Genomic DNA, 19,091 nt, shown 5'->3' with positions numbered 1-19,091 from the left:
GGGCCCGAAGGCCCCCGTTCGCATTCCCTACGTGAGGGGGGAGATCACGTGGGGTCGAAACGCCACACGGCGCTCGACCCGCCGTTCTCACAGTTGCTCACAGCGACGCCCGCCAGACCCGCCTCGGGGACGTTCCGGGGATCGTCGTCGATGATCCAGTCGCAGTCGTGGCCGTTCTTCAGCTTGTAGTTGATGGTCCCCTGGTACTCGTAGCCGTTGGCCTTGCGGTGGATGTCGACGGCGATGACGGTGTTGCTACCGTCGGGTCGCGTCACGGGTCCCACGCCGACGATGGAGACGACCTTGCCCTCGGCGTCGTGGGTGAACTTCAGACCTGGCCCTCCCACGAGCCCTTCGGCGTGTTCGGCGGGGAAGTTGGGCCCGTTGACGGCCATGTAGGCACGGCCGCCGCAGGCGGAGAGGCCGACGACGGCGAGTCCGACGAGGGCCAGGGCCCTGAGGCCGCGGCGGCGAGGCCGGGTCGCAGGTGGGGTGGGCTGGGCGTTCATGGAGTAGTCCTTTCACCAAGAGTGGTTATCTGGCTTTCGCGAAGTGTATTGGTTGTAGTCGTGTTTGTCCACGGCAAACCGGACTTTCGGTGCATTGTGGCGCAGCATGGCGACAGGGATCCGTGTGAGCGACGGAGGACGTCGTCGTCGGCGCACCCCGGCGGCGTGGTCCGGGACGTCTGTCCTCCCGAGCGGAGCGGCAGGCCCGCTCCGGCACGGCGTAGGGGCCGCCGCCGTGGCAGAATCACCCGCGCCCGTACCAGCCGGTCCGGGGGTGAACATCATCAAGGAGAGCGATGAGTCTCGGTGCAGAGTTCGGTAGCGGTCAGGCGTTCCTGACCGTCCTGTGGATCTTCCTGTTCGTCATCTGGTTCTGGCTGATCATCTCGATCTTCTCGGACCTGTTCCGGGACCACGAGGAGTCGGGATGGGCGAAGTTCGGCTGGTCGATGCTGATCATCATCCTGCCGTTCTTCGGCGCCTTCATCTACCTGATCGTGCGCGGTCAGGGCATGGGGGAGCGGGCCCTGGCCCAGCAACAGGCGGCCCAGAAGCAGTTCGACGAGTACGTGCGCACGACCGCCGGTGGCGGCGGTGGCAGCGTCGCCGACGAGCTCGCCAAGCTGGCCGACCTCAAGGCCAACGGAACGATCTCCGAGGACGAGTACAACAAGGCCAAGGCCAAGCTCCTCTGAGCCTCTCCGCCCTCCGGGGCGGGAACGACAGGATTCGGGCGCCTCGAGGAACCGGGGCGCCCTGTCGCGTCCGGGGGACAGCAGCGACGCCGGAGAGAAACGCCTCCCGCCGTACTGCCCGTCCACCCGTACTTTACATAACGAGGATTATCGGCGGTAGAGGTGAGGAGCCGTGGGCCCTCGGCGGGCAACGCCACCCGGGCAGTGCCCGCTCAGGAGGCGGTCCCGTCGAGGGAACGGTGCATCACGAGGGAGCGTGCGGTGAAGCCCGACGCCTCGAAGAAGTTCTTCGTGGCACGCTGGCCGGGGAGCGCCAGGGCGTCGATGCCGGCGCATCCCCGCTCGGCGCAGGCGACCACGACGTCGCGGATCATCGCCTCCCCCACACCGACACCCCTGGCGGCGGGGTCCACGTAGATCTCGCGGAGGCGCCCGAGCAGGGAGCCGTCACGCAGGGCCTCGAACTCCAGGATCGCGAAGCCGACGACCGTGTCGTCGATGGTTCCGACGACGACGTGGACGTCGTCGGCAGCCACCAGCACCGCAAGAGACTTGGGCGTGAGGGTGTCGCGGGCCTCCCGGCGCGCCCAGAGAGGGCCACCCCGCTCCCGTAGTAGTTCGGCAACGGCGGCGCCGGCGAGATCGACAACGGCCTCGACGTCGGCGGCTCGTGCCGGCCGGGAGGCTTCCACGGGCGCTCTGTCGCCGCCTCAGCTCGTGAGCTGGTCGATGCGGCCGAGAACCGTCTTGCGCCCGCGGTGGGACGACTCGTACTCGCGTATCGACCGCAGCTCGTCGTCGCGCAGGCCGCTCAGGCGGTCGACCACCTGGGAGGCGGCGAGTACGTCGTAGTCGGGAATCGGCAGGTCGGCGCGCTCCTCGGTCTGATCGGGCACGGCACTGAGCTGTCCGTTGGTGGACGGGTCCGCCGCCGGGGACGAGGTCGGTGCGGCGGTGTCGGACCGGCCCGGGAGGCCGGCCCGAAACTCGGCGATCTCGGCGATGGCTTCCGTGGCACGTTCACGCGCGATGCGCAACTGCCTCTCGACGAAACCCGGAGCGGCGGCGGCGGCCACCTGGCCGATACCCCGGGCCCTCGTGACCTCCTGGTCCACCCTGTCCTGGTGTGCCTCGAGCTCGGCACGGCCACGCGACACGGCCAGCGCCACGAATCCCGGCAGAAAGTCTCGGGCCAGGGAGGCCACGCCGACCGGCGCATAGACGAGCACGTCGGCGGCCGTGGGCTTGTGGCTGGAGGACGAGGGCACGTCTACCTCCTCGAGGGTCGGTCCCCGAGTCTACGGACGTGCCCGCCGGGCGAACAATCCGTGGCCCACTGCCCCGAGAAGGGTGAGCACCGACGCCAGGAGGATCCAGTCGCCGAAGCGCAAGTAGGGGGTCTCGCCGGTCATCGTCGTCGAGGTGCCCGCCAGCACCGTCGTCTCGAACTGCGGAGTGGTCGCCTCGATGGTGCCATCGGCCGCGATCACGGCGCTGCTGCCCGACACCGATGCGTGCAGTACCGCCCTGCCAGTCTCCACCGCCCGCATCTGCGACATGGCGATGTGCTGCTCGCTGTTCGAGGAGCGCCGGTAGGACCGGTTGTTGGTCTGCACCACGACGATCTCCGCTCCGGCCTCGACGGTCTCGCGGTAGGTGGCGCCGAAGGCCGACTCGAAGCAGATGACGCTGCCCACCGTGTGGCCGGCAACCTGGAACTCACCGACCTCGTCGCCGGCGACGTTGTCGCGGGGCACCTGGTCGAGCGCCCCGATCCAGTCGAGGTAGCGGCGCCCCGGCACGTACTCCCCGAACGGGACCAGATGCTGCTTCACGTAGGTGCCCTGAAGGGTGCCGTCGGGGTCGTAGAGGAAGTTCGTGTTCTCGAGTTCGTCGTTGCCCACCTCCACGGACGCGTTCGCCAGCACGGCAGCGTCGTGGGTTGTTGCGACGTCGGCGATCTCGTCATCGAGGGCGCCGAGGTCGTCATTCGGGTAGCCGGGGTCGATGCGGGGATCCCAGTCGAGACCCGACTCGGGGATCACGATGAGGTCGACGTCGTCTTCGGAGACGCCCTCGAGGTCGGCCGCCTCCGCCAGGTGGCGCCGCGGCAGGTAGCGGGCGTTCAGTTCCGCGTCGGTCAGGTCGCGGTTGATGTCGTTGGCCTGCACGAGAGCGAAGGACATCTCCCCGGTGGGGGTCGGCTCGAAGACGGCGACGTGGAGCCCGACGGTGACGAGGGCCACGATCCCGATGCCGACTCCGGCGCGTAGGAGGGACCGCCCGGCGCCGGCACCCTGCGGCACCGCCCTCCGACGCGACAGCGCCACGCCGATGTCGAGAAGCAGCGCGTTGACGGCCACGACCACGAAGGAGATGACCAGGACCCCGCCCCACGAGGCGAGGGAGCGCACCACCCCCACGCCGTGGAAGGCGTAGCCGACCTCGCCCCACGAGAAGCCACCCAGAGGGATCCTTCCCATGAAGGCTTCGACCAGGACCCACACGGCGGCGGTGGTCCACGGGGAGCGGACGTCGAGGCGGGCGAGGCCGGCCACGGCGGCGCCGATGAGGGCCCACATGGCCGCCAGGGCCGCGACCAGGGGGACCACGGCGAACGGGCCGAAGAAGAAGACCCACGACAGGAGCAGCGCGAAGTAGACACACCCGGCCAGGAAGCCGTAGCCGGCGGCTCGACGCGCCCCGCTCCCCCGCCAGGCCCACAGCAGGGGGACGAGGGCCACGAACGCGCTCCAGCCGAGGTCGACGGGCGGCATAGACAGGAACACCAGCAGCCCCGACAGCACCGACGCCGTGACGGGTGTGAACCACACGCGCCGCTGCGACGGTTCGCGTGTTTCCTGCGCCGCGGGTGACGGGGCCGTGGTCGACCCCATTCTCACGCGCAGTCGCGACAGAGCTGGTTCTTCTCGTCCGCGAGCTGGTTGCGCGGGAGGACGAGGAAGCACGAGGAGCAGAGGAACTCGTCGGAGCCCCGGGGTGTGATGCGGCGGGGGCCGTCGGGGCCCGCGTCACCGGACGAATCGTCGGTGTCCTCGGGGGTGGCTGTGCGCTCCCGCAGTACGACGTCGAGAGGCTCCTCGACGTCGTCGGGGTGGTGTTCCTCCTCGAGGTCCATTCCCTCGTCGTCGCCACCACGCCCGCCCGCCGGTCGTTTCGAGGCGGCTTCGCCGCTCAGGTCGCCCGTGTCGAGGCGCTCGTCGTCCTCGTCGTCGTCCTCGTCATCGTCTTCGTCGTCGCGTGCCAGGACGTCGTCGTCGAGGTCGTCGTCGTCGAGGTCGTCGTCGAGGTCGTCGTCGTCGAGATCGAGCTCGTCGTCGAGGTCGTCGTCGAAGTCGTCGTCGAGGTCGTCGTCGTCCGTTGCCTCGTCGTCGACACCCGGGTCGGCGTCCTTCTGACTCGTCTTGCTGGCGGTCATGGGTGGACCGTTTCTCCTCACGCCCGTTGTCCGTCGGGCCTACGCGGGCGCGGAGTATAACCCCGGCATGTGACGAAACCGGCGCATGACCCGTCGTCGGTGGGGTGAACGCTTCCGACGCTTCCGGGCATTCCCGGGGACTGCGGAGCGCCCGGCCGGTGGGTGGAACCCGGGAGACCGTTGGGGCCACTGTTTGGCCCGACCCGACGGAACGGGTGGGTTATTCCAGCGTTCTCTACTGGGTCTCCCAGGCCCCCCCGAGCCCGGCGCTCCCACGACCGGAGGGACGCGGGCGCAATGCATTTGGCCAAATGAAATGGCCCGTGTCAAGCGGGAGCCGGCGGGCCGGCCACGCTCTGACCTGCATCGATACGCGTTGGTGCTGGTCAGCGGACCGTGAGAAAAATCTCAGGCGCCCGGGCTCTGCCGGCGCCGCTCCGCCGCCCGCTCGGCCTCCAGTCGCTCGAGGTCGTGCTGGGTGTCGTCGACATGGCGCATGGCCGCCGCGATGAGGCGGTGCCCGGCGCGGTGCTCGATCTGACGGTGCATCTCCTGGGCGATGGCGCGGTAGACGGGATGGCCCTGCGGCGTCGAGCGGAGCTCCAGCACGTGCATGGCCTCGCGCGCGTTCATCTGCATGACGAAGCGGACCTTGTATCCGAGCGCGACGGCGTAGGAGGCCTGGTCGGGGAACTGCTCGCGCAGCGCGCCGTACAGACCGGCGGAGCGGCCCATCGCCTCCCGGTAGCGGTCGGCCTCACCCGCCTCGATGACGGCTTCGGGCACGTCGTAGCCGTGCGAGGGGACGAGCGGCTGCCACTCGAGCGTGAGCATTCGGTGACGTTGAAGATCGCGGAAGGCGCCGTAGTCGCACAGGACGTCGAAGCGGTAGGAGACCCGCTCGAACGCGCGCCCGGGTCGGTGCCTCCGGTTGACGCGCTCCCCGACGTAGGCGTCCATCAGGGCGCTCCTGGAGCCGGCGTCCATCTGGCGGATGCGCTCGAACACCTGGATCTCGGGCAGATCGGTGTGGGCGTAGCAGATCGCCGCCAGGACCTTGTCCTCGCCCTCCGGGTCCCAGTCGGTGAGGGTGACCGCGGGCGCCTCCGCCGGCTCGGTGTCACCGAGCAACGCGCTGGCGGCCGCGGCCGTCTCGTCGCGTGTCTCCGCGAGGTAGTCGCTCCACGCCACTCCCCTTTCCTCGCGATCGACCCTGCTCAGGAAGGACGGCACCACCTTGCGGAGCTCGGTGAGCATGAGAGCGGCGTATTCGCGCGCCTCGGGGAGCGGGTGCGCGCGCATCCGCAGCAGCAGTGCCTCGTAGGCCTGGCCGGTTCCGTAGATCCCGACGTTCGAGAGGGTGGCGGCAGGCAGCAGGCCGCGCAGGGCGTCGCACGCCTTGGCCTTGATGGTCTGCTTGTAGACGAAATCGGAGTCGCCGGGATCCTTGGGGTGACGCTCCCTCGCCCACTCCAGCATGACGGGCAGCATCTCGGAGTAGGTGGAGAAGATCGTGTCCATGTCGGACACGTAGCGCGCACCCAGGGACGAGCCGAGGACGTCGGGGTCGCGCCGGTAGCGGTAGTGCCCGCCCAGGCGGATGTCATAGGGGATGTAGCGCGTCGACTGCTCGAGATACGACATCAGGCGACCCCACTCGAGGATCTTCGTGAGGACGTTGCTCGCCTGCTCGCACGCCAGGTGCACACCCCCGAGCTGTGCTACCGAGTCATCGCCGTACTCGACGAACACGCGCTCGTAGAGCTCCTCGGCGCGGCGTAGGCCGACCGTGGCGTCGACCGTGAGGTCACCGGTGAGGTCGAGGTCGCCCACGAACTCGTCGAGAAACAACCGTCGGAGGCTCTTGGAGGAGCGGGAGTAGCGGGCGAACAGCGCGCCCTTGACGACCTCGGGGAGGTTCACGAGGGCGAACACCGGCCCCTCGAGATTCGTGAAGTAGGGCCGCAGAACGGTGGCTTCGTCGTCGGTGAAGCTCTCCGCCACGTAGGTCATGGGACGCCGAGCCTACCGGTGCCCCACCCCACCCCCGGGGACCGCCCCGAACCCTCAGGTTCCGGCCCGGTCGGCCGATCAGGACCCCCGGAGACGGCCCACCGGTCCCGGTCGTCCGTGAAAGGAACCGGATGCGTGCACGCAGAAGTCTGCCCGTTCTGGCGGCCTGCGCCCTCGTGGTGGCCCTGGCCGCCCCGGCAGCCGCCGAGACGTTCGAATGGGACACCGTCGACGCACCACCGGAGTTCGACGTGCCGCGCTTCTTTGCAGCGGGAGCCGCCAATCCCGCCGGGACCCAGGCCGTCGTCTACGGCGGGAAGCCCGACGGGCCTCCCGGGCCCGGCGTCCCGTACGCCGACACCTGGGTGTACGAGGGCGGCGACTGGGAGCCGCGGTGTGGCACCTCGGTGAGCGGCGCCGACTCCCCCTGCGGACCCGGCAACACCTTCTTCCACGGCGCGGGAACCGGGCCGGCGGGTGTCGTGATGTTCGGCGCCGGCGAGACGGCCGGTGAACGCGGAACGACCTGGAACTGGGACGGCTCGTCGTGGTCGGTTCTCTGCGACCAGACCGGGTGCCCTCCCGGTGGCGGCGACGCGGTTCCCGTCGGTCGCCTCACCATGGCCATGGCGGGAAACGGCGCCCAGGTTCTGATGTACGGCGGTCTGATCGGAGGGCCGGGTGGAGCGTCCGACACGTGGTCGTTCGACGGCGCGAACTGGACGGAGATCTGCAGCGCGTGTGCTCCCGGTGGTCTGATCTCCACGCAGATGGGCTGGGACGGTGAGAAGTTCGTGATGTTCGGCGGGCAGTCGGGCCCGGGGCAGCCGACAAACGCCAACACGTGGACCTTCACGCCGGGCGACTCCGACTGGGTACAGGCCTGCGGGCCGGCCGACTGCGGCCCGTCACCACGCGCGCTCCAGGCCATGGGCGCCGTGACGGGTGCGAACCCCGGGGTTCTCATGCTCGGCGGCAATGCCGACCCCGGCGGGTCGGGTGACAGCCTGGAGCGCGACTTCTGGTTCTGGGAGCAGGCAACCGACTCGTGGTCGCCCGTCGCTGCCGGCCCCTGGGAGTCCGACGGCCAGGCGTGCGGCTTCCCCGTCTTCATCGCCGGGGGCCTCCAGAACGGCGCGGTCGCCGGTATCGGTTTCGGCGGCCTGGGTTTCGTGGGCGCCCCCGACCTCGCGCAGTCGACGGAGAGCTTCTGCCCGGCAGGTGGTGATCCCGGTGGTGGTGATCCCGGTGGTGGCGATCCCGGTGGTGGTGATCCCGGTGGTGGTGATCCCGGCGGGAGCGCCCCGGGTGGCACGGATCCCGGCGGCGGCACTCCCGGCGCCGACGGCCCGAGTGGCAGCGGCCCCGACGGCTCCGGTGGTGCGAGCGGCGGCACTCCGACACTCCCCGCCACCGGGCCCTCCGACATCCTGATCGCCGCGGCGAGCGCACTGATGGCTCTCACGCTGGGGCTCGCTCTCGTCGCCGGGTCACGACGCCGTGTCGTCCCGGCGGTCCGGCTAGAGCGCGAGTCGAACCGCGCCCGGTAGAACGGTCACCTCGAGCCCCGACACGGGTGCCCGGGGAACAGCATCCGCCTCCAGGGGCCACGAGCCCGTCGGGACCGTCACCTCGACACGGCGACCGCTGCGTTCGAGGATGCCGGGATGGGGAAGGTGGCCGGCCGTCGCGAGGCGCTCCCGCATGACCTTCCGCTGGCGGCGTTCCAGCGTGTAGACCTGGACCTCGAGGCGCCCGTCACCCGGGTGGCCCCGCGGTACGAGATCAGCGCCGCGGAGGAACTCGCCCGACGCCACGACGACCGTCGTCATCTTCCCTGCGAACACCTCACGACCGTCGACGGCGACGCGCACGTGGAACGAACGCGACAGGCGTCCCAGCCGGTCGGGTGGCGTCCCGAGCACCACCGTCCCGATCGCCGGGAACTCCGACACGGGGCGCTCGAGGCGCTCCCGCCGCCGGTCGGCCGGGCGCGACGACAGCGAGGGAGGGATCTCACCAACGCACCACATCCCGTCGAGTGCCACGACCCGGTCTCCCGGCGCCGTCGGTTCGGTTCCCGACGTGCGCGTCGTCGTTCCGAGGACACGGGCGATGTCGGACGACGCGTCGGGCCGGAAGGCGATCACGCTGCCCGGATCCTCGTGCCAGGCGGCCGCCAGCTCCGCGTCGACACCCTCGACGACACGTGGGCCCTCACCCGCGGTCGGGCTCTCCCACGGTCGACCCGGCTCGACGCCTCCCACGGCTCAGCGTTCCTCGGACGCGGCGATGACACCTCGCAGCGCGGCGTCGGCCGCCTCCGCCGCCACCCCTGCTGTCTCCCGCTCCCCCGCTGCCCGGGCCGCCTCGGCGACCTGCCGCAGGAGGTCGAGGAGCTGTCGGACGCAACGAACGAAGTCGCCGCCGGTGATGTCGTCGGCGAGGACGTCGGCCAGTGCGTCACCCCGCGTCCACTCGTAGGCCTCGTGGGCGAAGCCCGAGTCGATCGCCCGCGTGACCGGCAGATCGGCGTCGGTCTCGGCGGCCCCCAGCGCGTCGGAGATCCGCTGGAGCCGTCGCACACGGGCGCCGACCTCCCGGGTGGGTGCCCCGACGGGAGCGCTGTCGTCGTCGGAGCCACGACGCTCGAACGTGCAGCAGGACACGACCGACGCCACCGACGGGGCGTCCAGATCCTGCAGGAGCCCCTCGGCCATCATCTCCGCCGCCACGAGGTCCAGCTCACAGTGCAGGCCGGCCAGCACCTCACCCCGCGCGGTGAGGGACCAGCCCTCCACATAACCCCAGCTGTCGAGGAGCCCGATGACGCGGTCGAACGATCTCGACAGGTTCTCCGAACGGCCCGCGATGCGTCGCTCGAGACGTGCCACCTTCCTGGCGGGTCGTGACGTCGACTCCCCGCGCTTCTCCGCGCGGCGGAGATCACGGCGTCGCTTGCGAAGCTGGCGTTCGAGGCCCACGACCGCCCGGTCGCTCTGGAACTGGGCAAAGCTCAGGTTCAGCAGTTCGTGCGCCTCGGCCCGCTCGTGGCTCTTCACGAGGTTGGCGGCCATGTTGTAGGTCGGGCGGAACGACGACCGGAGCTCGTAGGTGGTCCGCGCTGCCAGCGCCGCCACCTGGTCGAACGTGACGAACGGGCTCCAGCACACGTAGACCTGCCCGGCCGCATCGAGACCACGCCGGCCGGCGCGCCCACCGAGCTGGGTGTACTCGGCGGCGGTGAGCATCTCGTGGCCGGTGCCGGTGAACTTCGTGATCTTCTCGAGCACCACAGACCGGGCCGGCATGTTCACACCCAGGGCGAGTGTCTCGGTGGCGAACACGACCTGCACGAGACCGGCGACGAAGGCCTCCTCCACGGCTTCCTTCATGGCCGGAACCATTCCGGCATGGTGAGCGGCCAGGCCCCGTTCGAGAGCGTGGAGCCAGCGGCTGTACCCCAGGGCGTCGAGGTCGCGGTCATCGAGGGCAGCCGTTCGGGACTCGGCGATCCCGCGGATCCGGCGGGCCTCGTCGGCGGTCGTGAACCGCACACCGGCCGAGACGCACTCGTCGAGGGCGCGGTCGCAGCCGGCGCGGCTGAAGATGAAGTAGATGGCCGGGAGCTCGTCGCGGTCCCGCAAAGCGTCGAGGAGCTCCACCCGGCCGGGCTGTCGCAGCGCACTCCGGCCGCGGCCGCCTCGCCGGCCGCCTCGCTGGTGCGCTCGCGTGCGGCGCGGGGCGTGGTCGGCCTCCAGAATGACAGCGTCGGGGTTCGGGACCTCGACTCCTCTCCGGGTCGCGAAGGTCGGGAGGATCACGAGGTCATCGTGCCGGTCGGCCGCGACCCAGAAGTGGTCCAGGGGCACGGGTCGCTCCTGCTCGACGACGGTGACGACGTCGCCACGTACCTCCCGCAGCCAGTCCGCGAACTCGTCGGCGTTCGACACCGTCGCGGACAGGCAGACGATCCCGATCTCCGGAGGGAGGTGGATGATGATCTCCTCCCACACCGCTCCGCGCGCCCGGTCCTGGAGATAGTGGACCTCGTCGAGCACCACGGTGCCGAGACCCTTGAGTGCCGGGGAGTCGGCGTAGAGCATGTTGCGTAACACCTCGGTGGTCATGACGACGATCGACGCTCGCGGGCTGATGCTCGTGTCGCCGGTGAGGAGGCCGACGCGGGACTCCCCCACCTGCTCCCGGAGGTCGCGGTACTTCTGGTTCGACAACGCCTTGATGGGTGTCGTGTAGAAGGCGCGCCCGCCGGCCCCGAGCGCCGCCACGACCGCGAACTCGGCGATGAGGGTCTTGCCCGCCCCCGTCGGCGCACACACGAGAACTGAGGAGCCCGCGTCCAGTGCGTCCATCGCGTCGCGCTGGAAGGAGTCGAGCGTCAGGCCCCGATCCTCGGCGAAGCGACGCGGGTCCACGAGCGACGGTCAGGACGGCGGGGGTGCCGGGTCCGTCGACGAATCCGGGACGGGAGCGGGGGCTGTCGGGCCCGCCGGTGCCGTCGTCGGTGGTTGCTCGGGAACCACTCCGGTGTCGGGGATCTCGGGAATGGAGGGAGGCAGCTCGGTGACGTCGGGTTCACTCTCGCCGGGCTTCATGAGAAAGATCGCGAGGGCGGTGAGGGCGACCACCGCCAATGCCGCCGCCACGGCGATGAGCTTGTCGCGGGCCGAGTAGTGGCGTGCCGCCCGGGGCTTGTTGGCGCTCATCTCTTCATGATCCTTCCGATCAGGATGGCGACCTCGTAGAAGACCCACATGGGGACGGCCATCAGGAGCAGAGAGTAGGGATCCTGGCTCGGTGTGATCACAGCGGCGAAGGCCACGACACCCACGATCACGTAGCGGCGCCACCGCGTGAGCTGAGCGACGCTGATGACCCGCGCCATGAGGAGGAACACGATCAGCACGGGGAACTCGAAAGCCACGCCGAACGCCACCATCATCAGAGTCACCAGTGACACGTAGCTCCCCGCTGCGATGAAGGGCTCCAGCTCGTCGCCACCGATCCCGAGGAGGAAGTCGAGGGCGCGGGGGAACGTGATCCACGCCACTACCGCACCCAGGGCGAAGAACAGCAGCGACGCCACGATGAACGGGATGGCGTAGCGCTTCTCCTTCGGGTTGAGCGCCGGCGTCACGAACCGCCACACCTGCCAGAGCACGACTGGGGACGCGAGGACGAAGCCCCCGTAGGTGGCGACCTTGAGGCGTGTGGCGAACGCTTCACCCGTTCCGGTGAAGATCAGGTCCTGGTCGGTGATGTCGTGGTAGGGCCCCACGAGAAAGCCCATCAGCCAGTTGAAGATCATGAACACCACGACGGCGCCGACGGCGATGGCGATCATGCTGATGATCAACCGGCGGCGGAGCTCACCGAGATGTTCGATCACCGACATCTGCGCGTCGGGATCCCGCTTCTTGCGCCGACGTGCCACGGGAACGCCTCAGTCGGCCTGGTCAGTGGTGTCGGACGTGGCGAGGTCGCCCGTGTCGGCACCGGGCACACCGCCTCCGTCGCCGGTGGGGGCGTCGTCGCTGTCGTCGAGGGTGGGAGCGGACCCCTCCCCGGCGGGCTCGTCGAGGGCCTTGCGCCCGGGGCCGTCCGGGGGGATGTCGGTGACAGGGGTGGCCGTCGTGGAGTCGTCGGGCGTGACGTCGACCATCATGTCGTCGAGCTCGCCCTTGAGGGTCTGCTGGAAGCTGCGCAGCTCCTTCATGCCCCGTCCGATCTGGCGGCTGAGCTCGGGGAGCTTCTTCGGCCCGAACACGAGCAGTGCGACGACGAAGACAACGATGATCTCGGCAGGGCCGAGGTTCATGGCAGGCCCTTTCGGTGCAGTCGGCCGGAAACCGAGCCTACCGTGGGCCCGTCTTCTGTCGGGGTAGGCGGATCTCCTCGAGGCGCCGTTCCATGGCGGCCTGGTCCTCCCGCAACCCCTGGATCTCGGGGGCGAGCTCGCGCCCGAGCCTCGACAGCTCGTTCACCGTCGGGGCGAGCTGCGCGGAGAGCCGGAACACGAGGATGATGGCCAGGACCGTCCCGAGACCGGCGATCACGAGCGCAACGGTGAGCCACGCGGACATCACCGCTCAGGCTAGTGGCGGGGCGTACCCTCGACCATCTCGGAGCAGCTGTCGAACCAGTCGGCGCGGCCGAGCAGCAGGTGGAAGTCGAGCAGGTCGTCGTGGTTGAGCGGCGGGCCCACACGCGCCTCCGACAGCTCGGCGGGCAGGCGCCACTCCTGCTTGCGGACCCCCGACGACGCCAGGAGGTCCACGATGCGGGTGCTGGCGTCCTTGGAAACCGCCAGATCGCACGACGGGCAGCGGAAGCAGTAGGCGCCGCCCTCGTCGTCGTCGAGGCACACGCGCACGATGAGGTCCTCGGCCTGGAGTTGGATGTCGCCGCAGCTCGGGCAGCTGGCTCGGATGGTGGTCACGTCGTGCTCCCTGGTCACGTGTGCTTCCCATCGGCACGGATCCCACCCCCCTGAAGGGGTTGTTGACCCCGGATCGGCCGCAGCCGGGCCGTGTCCGGATTGTCCCGGTTTCTCGGTGGTGGTTCACGCTCCGTGCCCGCCATCCGCGACGCTGTGGTGTGCCGCCGATCACGTTCGCCCACCGGGGAGGCCGGGCCCACGAGGCCGAGAACACCCTCCCGGCCTTCTCGCGGGCTCTCTCGACGGGTGCCGCCGGGCTCGAGTCCGACGTGTGGCGCGCCGCCGACGGCGTCCCGGTCCTCGCCCACGACGGAGCCATCCGGCGCGGGCTCCGGCGGACGCGTGTCGCCACCACGCCGTCGGACCGGCTCGCGGAGCTGGGTGTTCCCACGCTCGCCGAGCTCTACGAGACCTGTGGCACCGACTTCGAGCTGTCGCTCGACCTCAAGCATCCCGAGGCCGCCGAGCCGACACTCGAGACCTCACGCCGCTTCGGCGCCGAGCAGCGCCTGTGGCTGTGCTCCCCCGACGACGCCCACCTCGTGGCTCTGCGGGGGCGCAACCCCGACGTCCACCTGGTCCACTCGCAACGTTCGTCCCGGATCGGGGCACCCATGGAACGTCATGCCGCCGACCTGGCGGCCGCCGGTGTCGAGGCCATGAACATGCACCACACGGAATGGACCGGCGGGTTGGTCGCGTTGTTCCACCGTTTCGGGGTACTCGCATTCGCGTGGGACGCCCAGGAGATCCGTCAGATCCGCGCGGTCGTGCGTATGGGCGTCGACGGCGTGTTCAGCGACCACGTCGACCGGATGCTCGAGGTCGTGACGCGGCCTGCCTGATCGCTACATGAAACCGGCGGAGCCGGGTGGCCAGATCTTGAGGAACACACGCCCGATGATGTCGGAGCCGGGAATCTCACCGAAGTACGTGGAGTCCTTCGAGTTCTGCCTGTTGTCGCCCAGAACCCAGTAGTGGTCGTTGCTGACCGTGACCGGCCCGAAGTCGGGTGAGACGACGTCGTCGGGCAGATAGGGCTCCTCCAGCAGCTGACCGTCGATGTAGACCTGGCCGTCGTGGGCCTCGACGGTCTCGCCCGGAAGTCCGACGACGCGTTTCACGAAGTCCTCGATGTCGTCGCTCGCGACCCCATCGGGTGCCTTGAACACGACGATGTCGCCCCGGTTCACGTCGTGGAGCCGGTAGCTCAGCTTGTTGACGAGGACCCGGTCGTCCTTCTTGAGCGTCGGGTACATCGACTCCGAGGGGATGTAGAAGGACTGGAACAGGAACGTCTTGATGAGCAGCGCGATGAGCAGCGCAGCGCCGAGCAGCACACCCCACTCGATGAGCTGGCGTTGCAGGCGTTTCCCGCGGCGCGGCGTGGCGTCGTCGTCGACCTCGACGGCGTCGATGACCGCCGTGCCGTCGTCGGACGCGGAGCGCTCCACGGGTGGGTGAGAAGTCGTCACCGCGCCATCTTCCCACGTGGGGGAGGCCTCTCAGGTGCGGTAGCGCTCGAGGACCCGACCGGCGGTGTCGGCGGCGATCTCCGCCGCGTGCGGTGGATCGACCACACGGGCCGACTCTCCCAACTGGAGGAGCAGCCGCGCCAGCCACGCACTCTCGCTCACGGCCAGCGTGACGACCATGGTCCCGTCGGTTTCCTCGTGGGCCTCCTCCACCGGGTACGTCTCGGCGACCCAGGCCGCCGAGGCGTCGAGCGCAAGGGTCACGCGCAGATCCTCGGGTGCCGGCTCGAACACGCGGTGCACATCGGCCTCGTCGCCGAGTGGCTCGAAGGTCTCACCCGTTTCACGGATCGCTCGCACCCTGTCGACGCGGAACAGCCGTTCAGCGTCCGCCCGGTGGCAGTGGGCAGCGATGTACCACGACCCGAGGGCGTGGAACACGCCCGTCGGGTCGATCCGCCGCGTGGTCAGCTCGTCGCGCCCGAAGGAGTGGTAGTCGATCTCCAGGCGGCGTCGGTCGGTGGCGGCCGTCCGGGCCTCCTCGAGGAACTCGGGCTCCCCGACCTCGATCTGTACGCCGTCACCGACCTCGAGGACCGCTTCGAGTTTCGCAAGCGCCGTGGCGAGTGGTCCGTCGTGATCGGATCCCGGGACGGCGAGGAGCGCGCGGCCGGCGGCCAGCAGCGCCAGGCCTTCGGCGGGAGAGAGGCGCAGAGGCCGCTCGAAGTACTCGGCGAAGTGGACCGACACGTGGCCGTCGACGAGGCGCACGTCGATCAGTCGGTCGGGCGTGTAGGGAGGAAGGCCGCAGAACGGCAGTAGCTCGAGGTCGCGCTCGAGCTCGGGGAGCCCGACGCCGAAGCGTGTGGCGAGCTCCTCCACGGGTGTGTCCGGGTTCTCGGCGAGGAACGGGAGCATCGCCAGGACCCGGCGGAGACGGGGGGCCACCTTGGGTCGCGGGCTCATGCGGAGCCACCGCCCCCGGCCCCTGCGATGGTCCTCTCCAGACGGGCCACGAACGCCTCTCGGATTGCTGCCGGCCCGAGGATCTCGACCCTGTCGAGGTGCGCGGCGACGAAGGCCTGGAAGCTGTCGGTGTCCGACACCGGAAAGGTGAACACGGTCGAGCCGTCGTCGCGCCTGTCGACGACGCTGTCGGGAAAGCGCCGCGACCAGTCGGCGGCCACGACCGGGTCCGCCAGGACGAGGCACTCGACGGGTGGTCCCTCGCCGAAGGTCCACGGCCGCTCCCGGATGAGGCCGGACGGGTCGCCGTCGGGGAGCTCGAAGGAACCGTCCTCGCCCACCTCGACGGGTTCGTCGACCCGGTCCACACGAAACGACCGGGGTGCGTCCCGGTCGTGGGCCCGCCCCACCAGGTACCAGCGCCCGCTTCGGAACACCACACCCCACGGGTCGACGCTGCGTCGCTCACCCTTGTACCCGAACGTCACGGGGGCTCGCCTCCGGTAGGCCTCGAAGAGGTCGGGCAGCGCGGGCTGCACGTCGAGGGCCGCCAGGGCCGGTGCTCCCTCCCCCTCGATCCCCCCGAGCTTCCACAGGGCCTCCTCCCCCTCTCCGCCGTCGAGGCGAACCGCCGTGACGGCCACGTGGAGGGCGGCCCGCTCGGCGTCGGTGAGATCGAGCTCGGGGAGGTGGTACTCCTCGGGATGGATGCGGTAGCCCGTTTCCGGGCCGAAGGCGTCGAGGGATTCGACCGAGAGTGGAATGCCGAGGCCGCGCAGCGTGTCCTTGTCGCGCTCGAACTGCCGACGGTACGCCGTGAGGTCGCCGGGGTAGCCGGGAACAGCGTCGACGATCTCCTCGAGGGTGAGCGGCCGCCGCGTGTCGAGCAGGATGGCCACGAGGTTCGTGAGGCGCTCGAGGCGGTCGATGTCGGTGGTCACCGCAGCATCGTAGAGCGCGCTCCGCGGCTCACAGCCGTTCCGTAGCCCGGCATGAAGCTACGACTCGGGCGGCCCGTAGCCGTCGGCGGGGATACGGTCGGCAGCGAGGCGACCCGCGGCGGCGGCGGCCTGGAAGAGCACGGGATCCTCGGCCGCACTGCGGCCCATGGACGTGATCTCGAGCCCGTGGTCGCTGAAGAGGCGCAGCACGTCGGGGGGCTCGACGTCGACGAGGTCGTGGCGCTCCCCGATCCCGGAGCTGTCGAGCGTCTCGCGCAGGCGGAGCTCCTCGCTGCCCCCGATCGCCGGCACCGCCACGAGTGCCCGGTCGCGTGCGGCGAGGCGCAGCGTGGTGAGGGTGTGGTGGGACACGCTCACGTGGCGGGGCCGCGGGTCGGCGAACGACGCCCGCAGGCACGCCACGGCTGTGCCGCCGAGTGCCGTCGTGGCATCGAGGACCTGACCGACCTCGAGACCCGTGAAGCCGAGGCGCGTGGCCGTCCCGACGATCCCGGGCCCCATGGCGACGATCGTCACGTCGGCGTCGGTCACGTGCCGGGCGACCGCCAGCGCCGAGAAGACCGACACGGCCTCGTAGTCGCCCCCGAAGGCGTGCCCGCAGGTGATCGTGGCATCGAGGAGGCCGCGCTCGGTGAGGCCGGCCACGAGGTCGGACAACGCCAGAGGGAGCGCGGCACCGTCGGTCATCACGTACGCGATCCGGGCCTCGGGGCGCCGTTCGCGCACGGCGACGGCAACCGCGGGCAGTTGGCTGTGCAGCGCCGCTGCCACCACCGGCATGCCGTCGATCGACTCGATCTCCGCCAGGTGCTCGGTGTGCTCCTCGGTGCTCCCGACGTCGGTCTGGAGGCTCGTGTAGCGCGCCTTGATGATGTGGCCCGGGCCCGGCTCGCTCCACTCCTCACGTTCGAGGTTCCAGTGCACGACGTGCCAGCCGCCCGTGCCGAGGCCGAGGTCGACGGCCGTGGTGTTCACGACGACACGGTCGTTCGGCGCGACGTCACCCGTGAGTTGTGTCAGAACGTAGGCACGTTCGGCGTTCCCGTCGCCCAGGTCCACCTCGACACGCTGGAGACCGGGACGTTCGTGGAGGACACTTCGTACGGCGCCGGTGCGGAACGAGGGCACGCCCGGCAGCGTAACCCGAAGCGATGTGAGCGAACCGTCGACGGGATGTGCGTACGCCCCTCAGAGTGAGGCGATCAGGCGTTCCACGCGGTCGTCGTGCGCCTTGAAGGGGTCCTTGCACAGGACCGTACGTTGCGCCTGGTCGTTGAGCTTCAGGTGCACCCAGTCGACCGTGTAGTCGCGCTTGCGCTCCTTCGCTCTCTTGATGAACGCGCCACGGAGGCGCGCCCGGGTCGTCTCGGGTGGCTCCGTCATGGCCGCGTTGATGGCCTTGTCGGTGACGGTGCGGTCGACCCGGCCGTGTCGCTCGAGCAGGTAGTACAGCGAGCGGTCGCGGGTGACGTCGTGGTAGGCGAGGTCGAGGAGCGCCACGCGGGGATGTGAGAGCGGCAGGTCGTCGCGCTTCCGGTAGGCCTCCAGGAGGTGGTACTTGACGACCCAGTCGACCTCGGTGCGCAGCTTCAACGGGTCGCCTTCGAGGTGTGTCATGACGTGCTCCCACATCTCCAGTGCCTGCGCCTCCAGGGGCGCCAGGCCGTGGCGTGCGGCGAACCGCTGGGAGCGGGCCAGGTACTCGGCCTGGATCTCGACAGCGGAGAGCTCACGGCCGTTGGCGAGGCGGACCTTCCGGCGGCACGTCATGTCGTGGCTGATCTCGCGGATCGCCCGTATCGGGTTCTCGAGAGTGAGGTCGCGCCACGGGCCCGGGTCCTCCTCCAGCATCCGCAGCAGGATCGACATGGTGCCGACCTTCAGGAACGTCGTGTACTCACTCATGTTCGAGTCGCCGACGATCACGTGCAGGCGCCGGAACCGCTCGGCGTCGGCGTGGGGTTCGTCACGAGTGTTGATGATCGGACGTGAGCGCGTCGTCGCACTCGACACGCCCTCCCAGATGTGCTCGGCACGCTGGGAGATGCAGTACATCGCGCCGCGGGCGGTCTGGAGGACCTTGCCGGCACCCGCGTAGACCTGGCGCGTGACGAGGAACGGGATGAGGACGTCGGTGAAGCGGGAGAAGTCGCCCTCCCGGTCGACGAGGTAGTTCTCGTGGCAGCCGTAGGAGTTCCCGGCGGAGTCGGTGTTGTTCTTGAACAGGTAGACCTCCCCGCGGATCCCCTCCTCACGCAGGCGCTGCTCGGCACTGCTCACGAGCCCTTCGAGGATCCTCTCCCCCGCTTTGTCGTGGACGACGAGGTCGTCGATGGCGTCGCACTCGGGCGAGGCGTACTCAGGGTGGCTGCCGACGTCGAGATAGAGACGGGCGCCGTTCTCGAGGAACACGTTGCTCGAGCGGCCCCACGACACGACCCGCCGGAAGAGGTAGCGGGCCACCTCGTCGGGGCTGAGACGGCGCTGCCCGCGCAGGGTGCACGTGACGCCGTACTCGTTCTCGAGCCCGAAGATGCGACGTTCCACCGGAATCGAGTGTAAGCCCGCCGGC

Annotated in this window: 21 protein-coding genes; 3 read left to right on the top strand and 18 right to left on the bottom strand. The window is 69.9% G+C overall.

Translation table 11 applies throughout. The features are described from left to right. Positions 1-44: 44 nt before the first annotated feature. A complete protein-coding gene (locus R3A49_02860) occupies positions 45-509 on the bottom strand; it encodes a hypothetical protein (protein MEZ5169671.1) in 465 nt (154 codons plus the stop codon). Positions 510-805: 296 nt separating this feature from the next. Between R3A49_02860 and R3A49_02855 the strand changes: the two genes are divergently transcribed. Beyond that, the gene (locus tag R3A49_02855) at positions 806-1,204 is read left to right on the top strand and encodes an SHOCT domain-containing protein (protein MEZ5169670.1); all 399 of its coding nucleotides are present in this window, start codon (positions 806-808) and stop codon (positions 1,202-1,204) included. Between the two features lie 212 nt (positions 1,205-1,416). Here R3A49_02855 and R3A49_02850 read toward each other — a convergent pair whose 3' ends face one another. From R3A49_02850 to R3A49_02830, 5 genes are all read right to left on the bottom strand, one after another. Further along, positions 1,417-1,896, bottom strand: a complete 480-nt coding sequence (locus R3A49_02850; protein MEZ5169669.1) for a GNAT family N-acetyltransferase — start codon at positions 1,894-1,896, stop codon at positions 1,417-1,419. Between the two features lie 18 nt (positions 1,897-1,914). Continuing rightward, complete coding sequence (locus R3A49_02845; GenBank protein MEZ5169668.1) at positions 1,915-2,472, bottom strand: hypothetical protein; 558 nt, start codon at positions 2,470-2,472, stop codon at positions 1,915-1,917. A gap of 30 nt (positions 2,473-2,502) precedes the next feature. Further along, on the bottom strand, positions 2,503-4,101 hold the full coding sequence (gene lnt / locus R3A49_02840; protein ID MEZ5169667.1) for an apolipoprotein N-acyltransferase: 1,599 nt from the start codon (positions 4,099-4,101) through the stop codon (positions 2,503-2,505). 2 nt (positions 4,102-4,103) lie between these two features. Next, positions 4,104-4,643 (bottom strand): DUF4193 family protein, encoded by a 540-nt coding sequence (locus R3A49_02835; protein MEZ5169666.1) that lies wholly within the window; start codon positions 4,641-4,643, stop codon positions 4,104-4,106. Between the two features lie 408 nt (positions 4,644-5,051). Further along, positions 5,052-6,656 carry an FAD-dependent thymidylate synthase gene (locus R3A49_02830; protein MEZ5169665.1) on the bottom strand — a complete coding sequence of 535 codons (1,605 nt, stop codon included), beginning with the start codon at positions 6,654-6,656 and terminating at the stop codon, positions 5,052-5,054. A 131-nt stretch (positions 6,657-6,787) separates the two neighbouring features. Here R3A49_02830 and R3A49_02825 point away from each other — a divergent pair, with 131 nt between their 5' ends. Next, positions 6,788-8,206, top strand: a complete 1,419-nt coding sequence (locus R3A49_02825; protein MEZ5169664.1) for a hypothetical protein — start codon at positions 6,788-6,790, stop codon at positions 8,204-8,206. Here the strand turns inward: R3A49_02825 and R3A49_02820 are convergent. Genes R3A49_02820 through R3A49_02790 form a run of 7 tightly spaced genes read right to left on the bottom strand, consistent with a single transcriptional unit; the run spans position 8,177 to position 13,116 of the window. Then, complete coding sequence (locus R3A49_02820) at positions 8,177-8,923, bottom strand: hypothetical protein (GenBank protein MEZ5169663.1); 747 nt, start codon at positions 8,921-8,923, stop codon at positions 8,177-8,179. The two genes, R3A49_02825 and R3A49_02820, sit on opposite strands and share 30 nt — an antisense overlap. A 3-nt stretch (positions 8,924-8,926) precedes the next feature. Continuing rightward, positions 8,927-11,092, bottom strand: coding sequence for a DEAD/DEAH box helicase (locus tag R3A49_02815; protein ID MEZ5169662.1), 2,166 nt, complete (start codon positions 11,090-11,092; stop codon positions 8,927-8,929). A 9-nt stretch (positions 11,093-11,101) separates the two neighbouring features. Continuing rightward, the gene (locus R3A49_02810; protein MEZ5169661.1) at positions 11,102-11,383 is read right to left on the bottom strand and encodes a hypothetical protein; all 282 of its coding nucleotides are present in this window, start codon (positions 11,381-11,383) and stop codon (positions 11,102-11,104) included. After that, positions 11,380-12,111, bottom strand: a complete 732-nt coding sequence (gene tatC / locus R3A49_02805) for a twin-arginine translocase subunit TatC (GenBank protein MEZ5169660.1) — start codon at positions 12,109-12,111, stop codon at positions 11,380-11,382. Before tatC ends, R3A49_02810 begins: the two co-directional genes overlap by 4 nt. Before the next feature lie 9 nt (positions 12,112-12,120). Next, positions 12,121-12,495, bottom strand: coding sequence for a twin-arginine translocase TatA/TatE family subunit (locus R3A49_02800; GenBank protein ID MEZ5169659.1), 375 nt, complete (start codon positions 12,493-12,495; stop codon positions 12,121-12,123). 37 nt (positions 12,496-12,532) lie between these two features. After that, entirely contained in the window at positions 12,533-12,760 is a 228-nt protein-coding gene (locus R3A49_02795; protein ID MEZ5169658.1) for a hypothetical protein, read from the bottom strand. Between the two features lie 11 nt (positions 12,761-12,771). Continuing rightward, a complete protein-coding gene (locus tag R3A49_02790; protein MEZ5169657.1) occupies positions 12,772-13,116 on the bottom strand; it encodes a hypothetical protein in 345 nt (114 codons plus the stop codon). Positions 13,117-13,274: 158 nt separating this feature from the next. Between R3A49_02790 and R3A49_02785 the strand changes: the two genes are divergently transcribed. Beyond that, on the top strand, positions 13,275-13,961 hold the full coding sequence (locus R3A49_02785; GenBank protein ID MEZ5169656.1) for a glycerophosphodiester phosphodiesterase: 687 nt from the start codon (positions 13,275-13,277) through the stop codon (positions 13,959-13,961). A 3-nt stretch (positions 13,962-13,964) separates the two neighbouring features. Here the strand turns inward: R3A49_02785 and lepB are convergent, their stop codons facing one another. From lepB to pafA, 5 genes are read right to left on the bottom strand one after another with little or no spacing between them, the layout of a single operon-like run. Next, on the bottom strand, positions 13,965-14,591 hold the full coding sequence (lepB, locus tag R3A49_02780; protein ID MEZ5169655.1) for a signal peptidase I: 627 nt from the start codon (positions 14,589-14,591) through the stop codon (positions 13,965-13,967). A gap of 30 nt (positions 14,592-14,621) precedes the next feature. Continuing rightward, the gene (locus R3A49_02775) at positions 14,622-15,557 is read right to left on the bottom strand and encodes a WYL domain-containing protein (GenBank protein MEZ5169654.1); all 936 of its coding nucleotides are present in this window, start codon (positions 15,555-15,557) and stop codon (positions 14,622-14,624) included. Next, positions 15,554-16,498 carry a WYL domain-containing protein gene (locus R3A49_02770; protein MEZ5169653.1) on the bottom strand — a complete coding sequence of 315 codons (945 nt, stop codon included), beginning with the start codon at positions 16,496-16,498 and terminating at the stop codon, positions 15,554-15,556. The genes R3A49_02775 and R3A49_02770 overlap by 4 nt, the downstream gene beginning before the upstream one ends. Before the next feature lie 57 nt (positions 16,499-16,555). Further along, positions 16,556-17,647, bottom strand: a complete 1,092-nt coding sequence (locus R3A49_02765; protein MEZ5169652.1) for a DUF3866 family protein — start codon at positions 17,645-17,647, stop codon at positions 16,556-16,558. Between the two features lie 60 nt (positions 17,648-17,707). Beyond that, positions 17,708-19,066: a Pup--protein ligase gene (gene pafA / locus R3A49_02760; GenBank protein ID MEZ5169651.1), complete on the bottom strand. Its 1,359-nt coding sequence runs from the start codon at positions 19,064-19,066 to the stop codon at positions 17,708-17,710. Positions 19,067-19,091 lie beyond the last annotated feature (25 nt).

The organism is Acidimicrobiia bacterium (assembly GCA_041394025.1).
Lineage (GTDB): Bacteria > Actinomycetota > Acidimicrobiia > IMCC26256 > JAOSJL01 > JAOSJL01.
The sequence above is the reverse complement of the archived record's forward strand: the minus strand, read 5'-3'. Positions and strand labels throughout refer to the sequence as shown.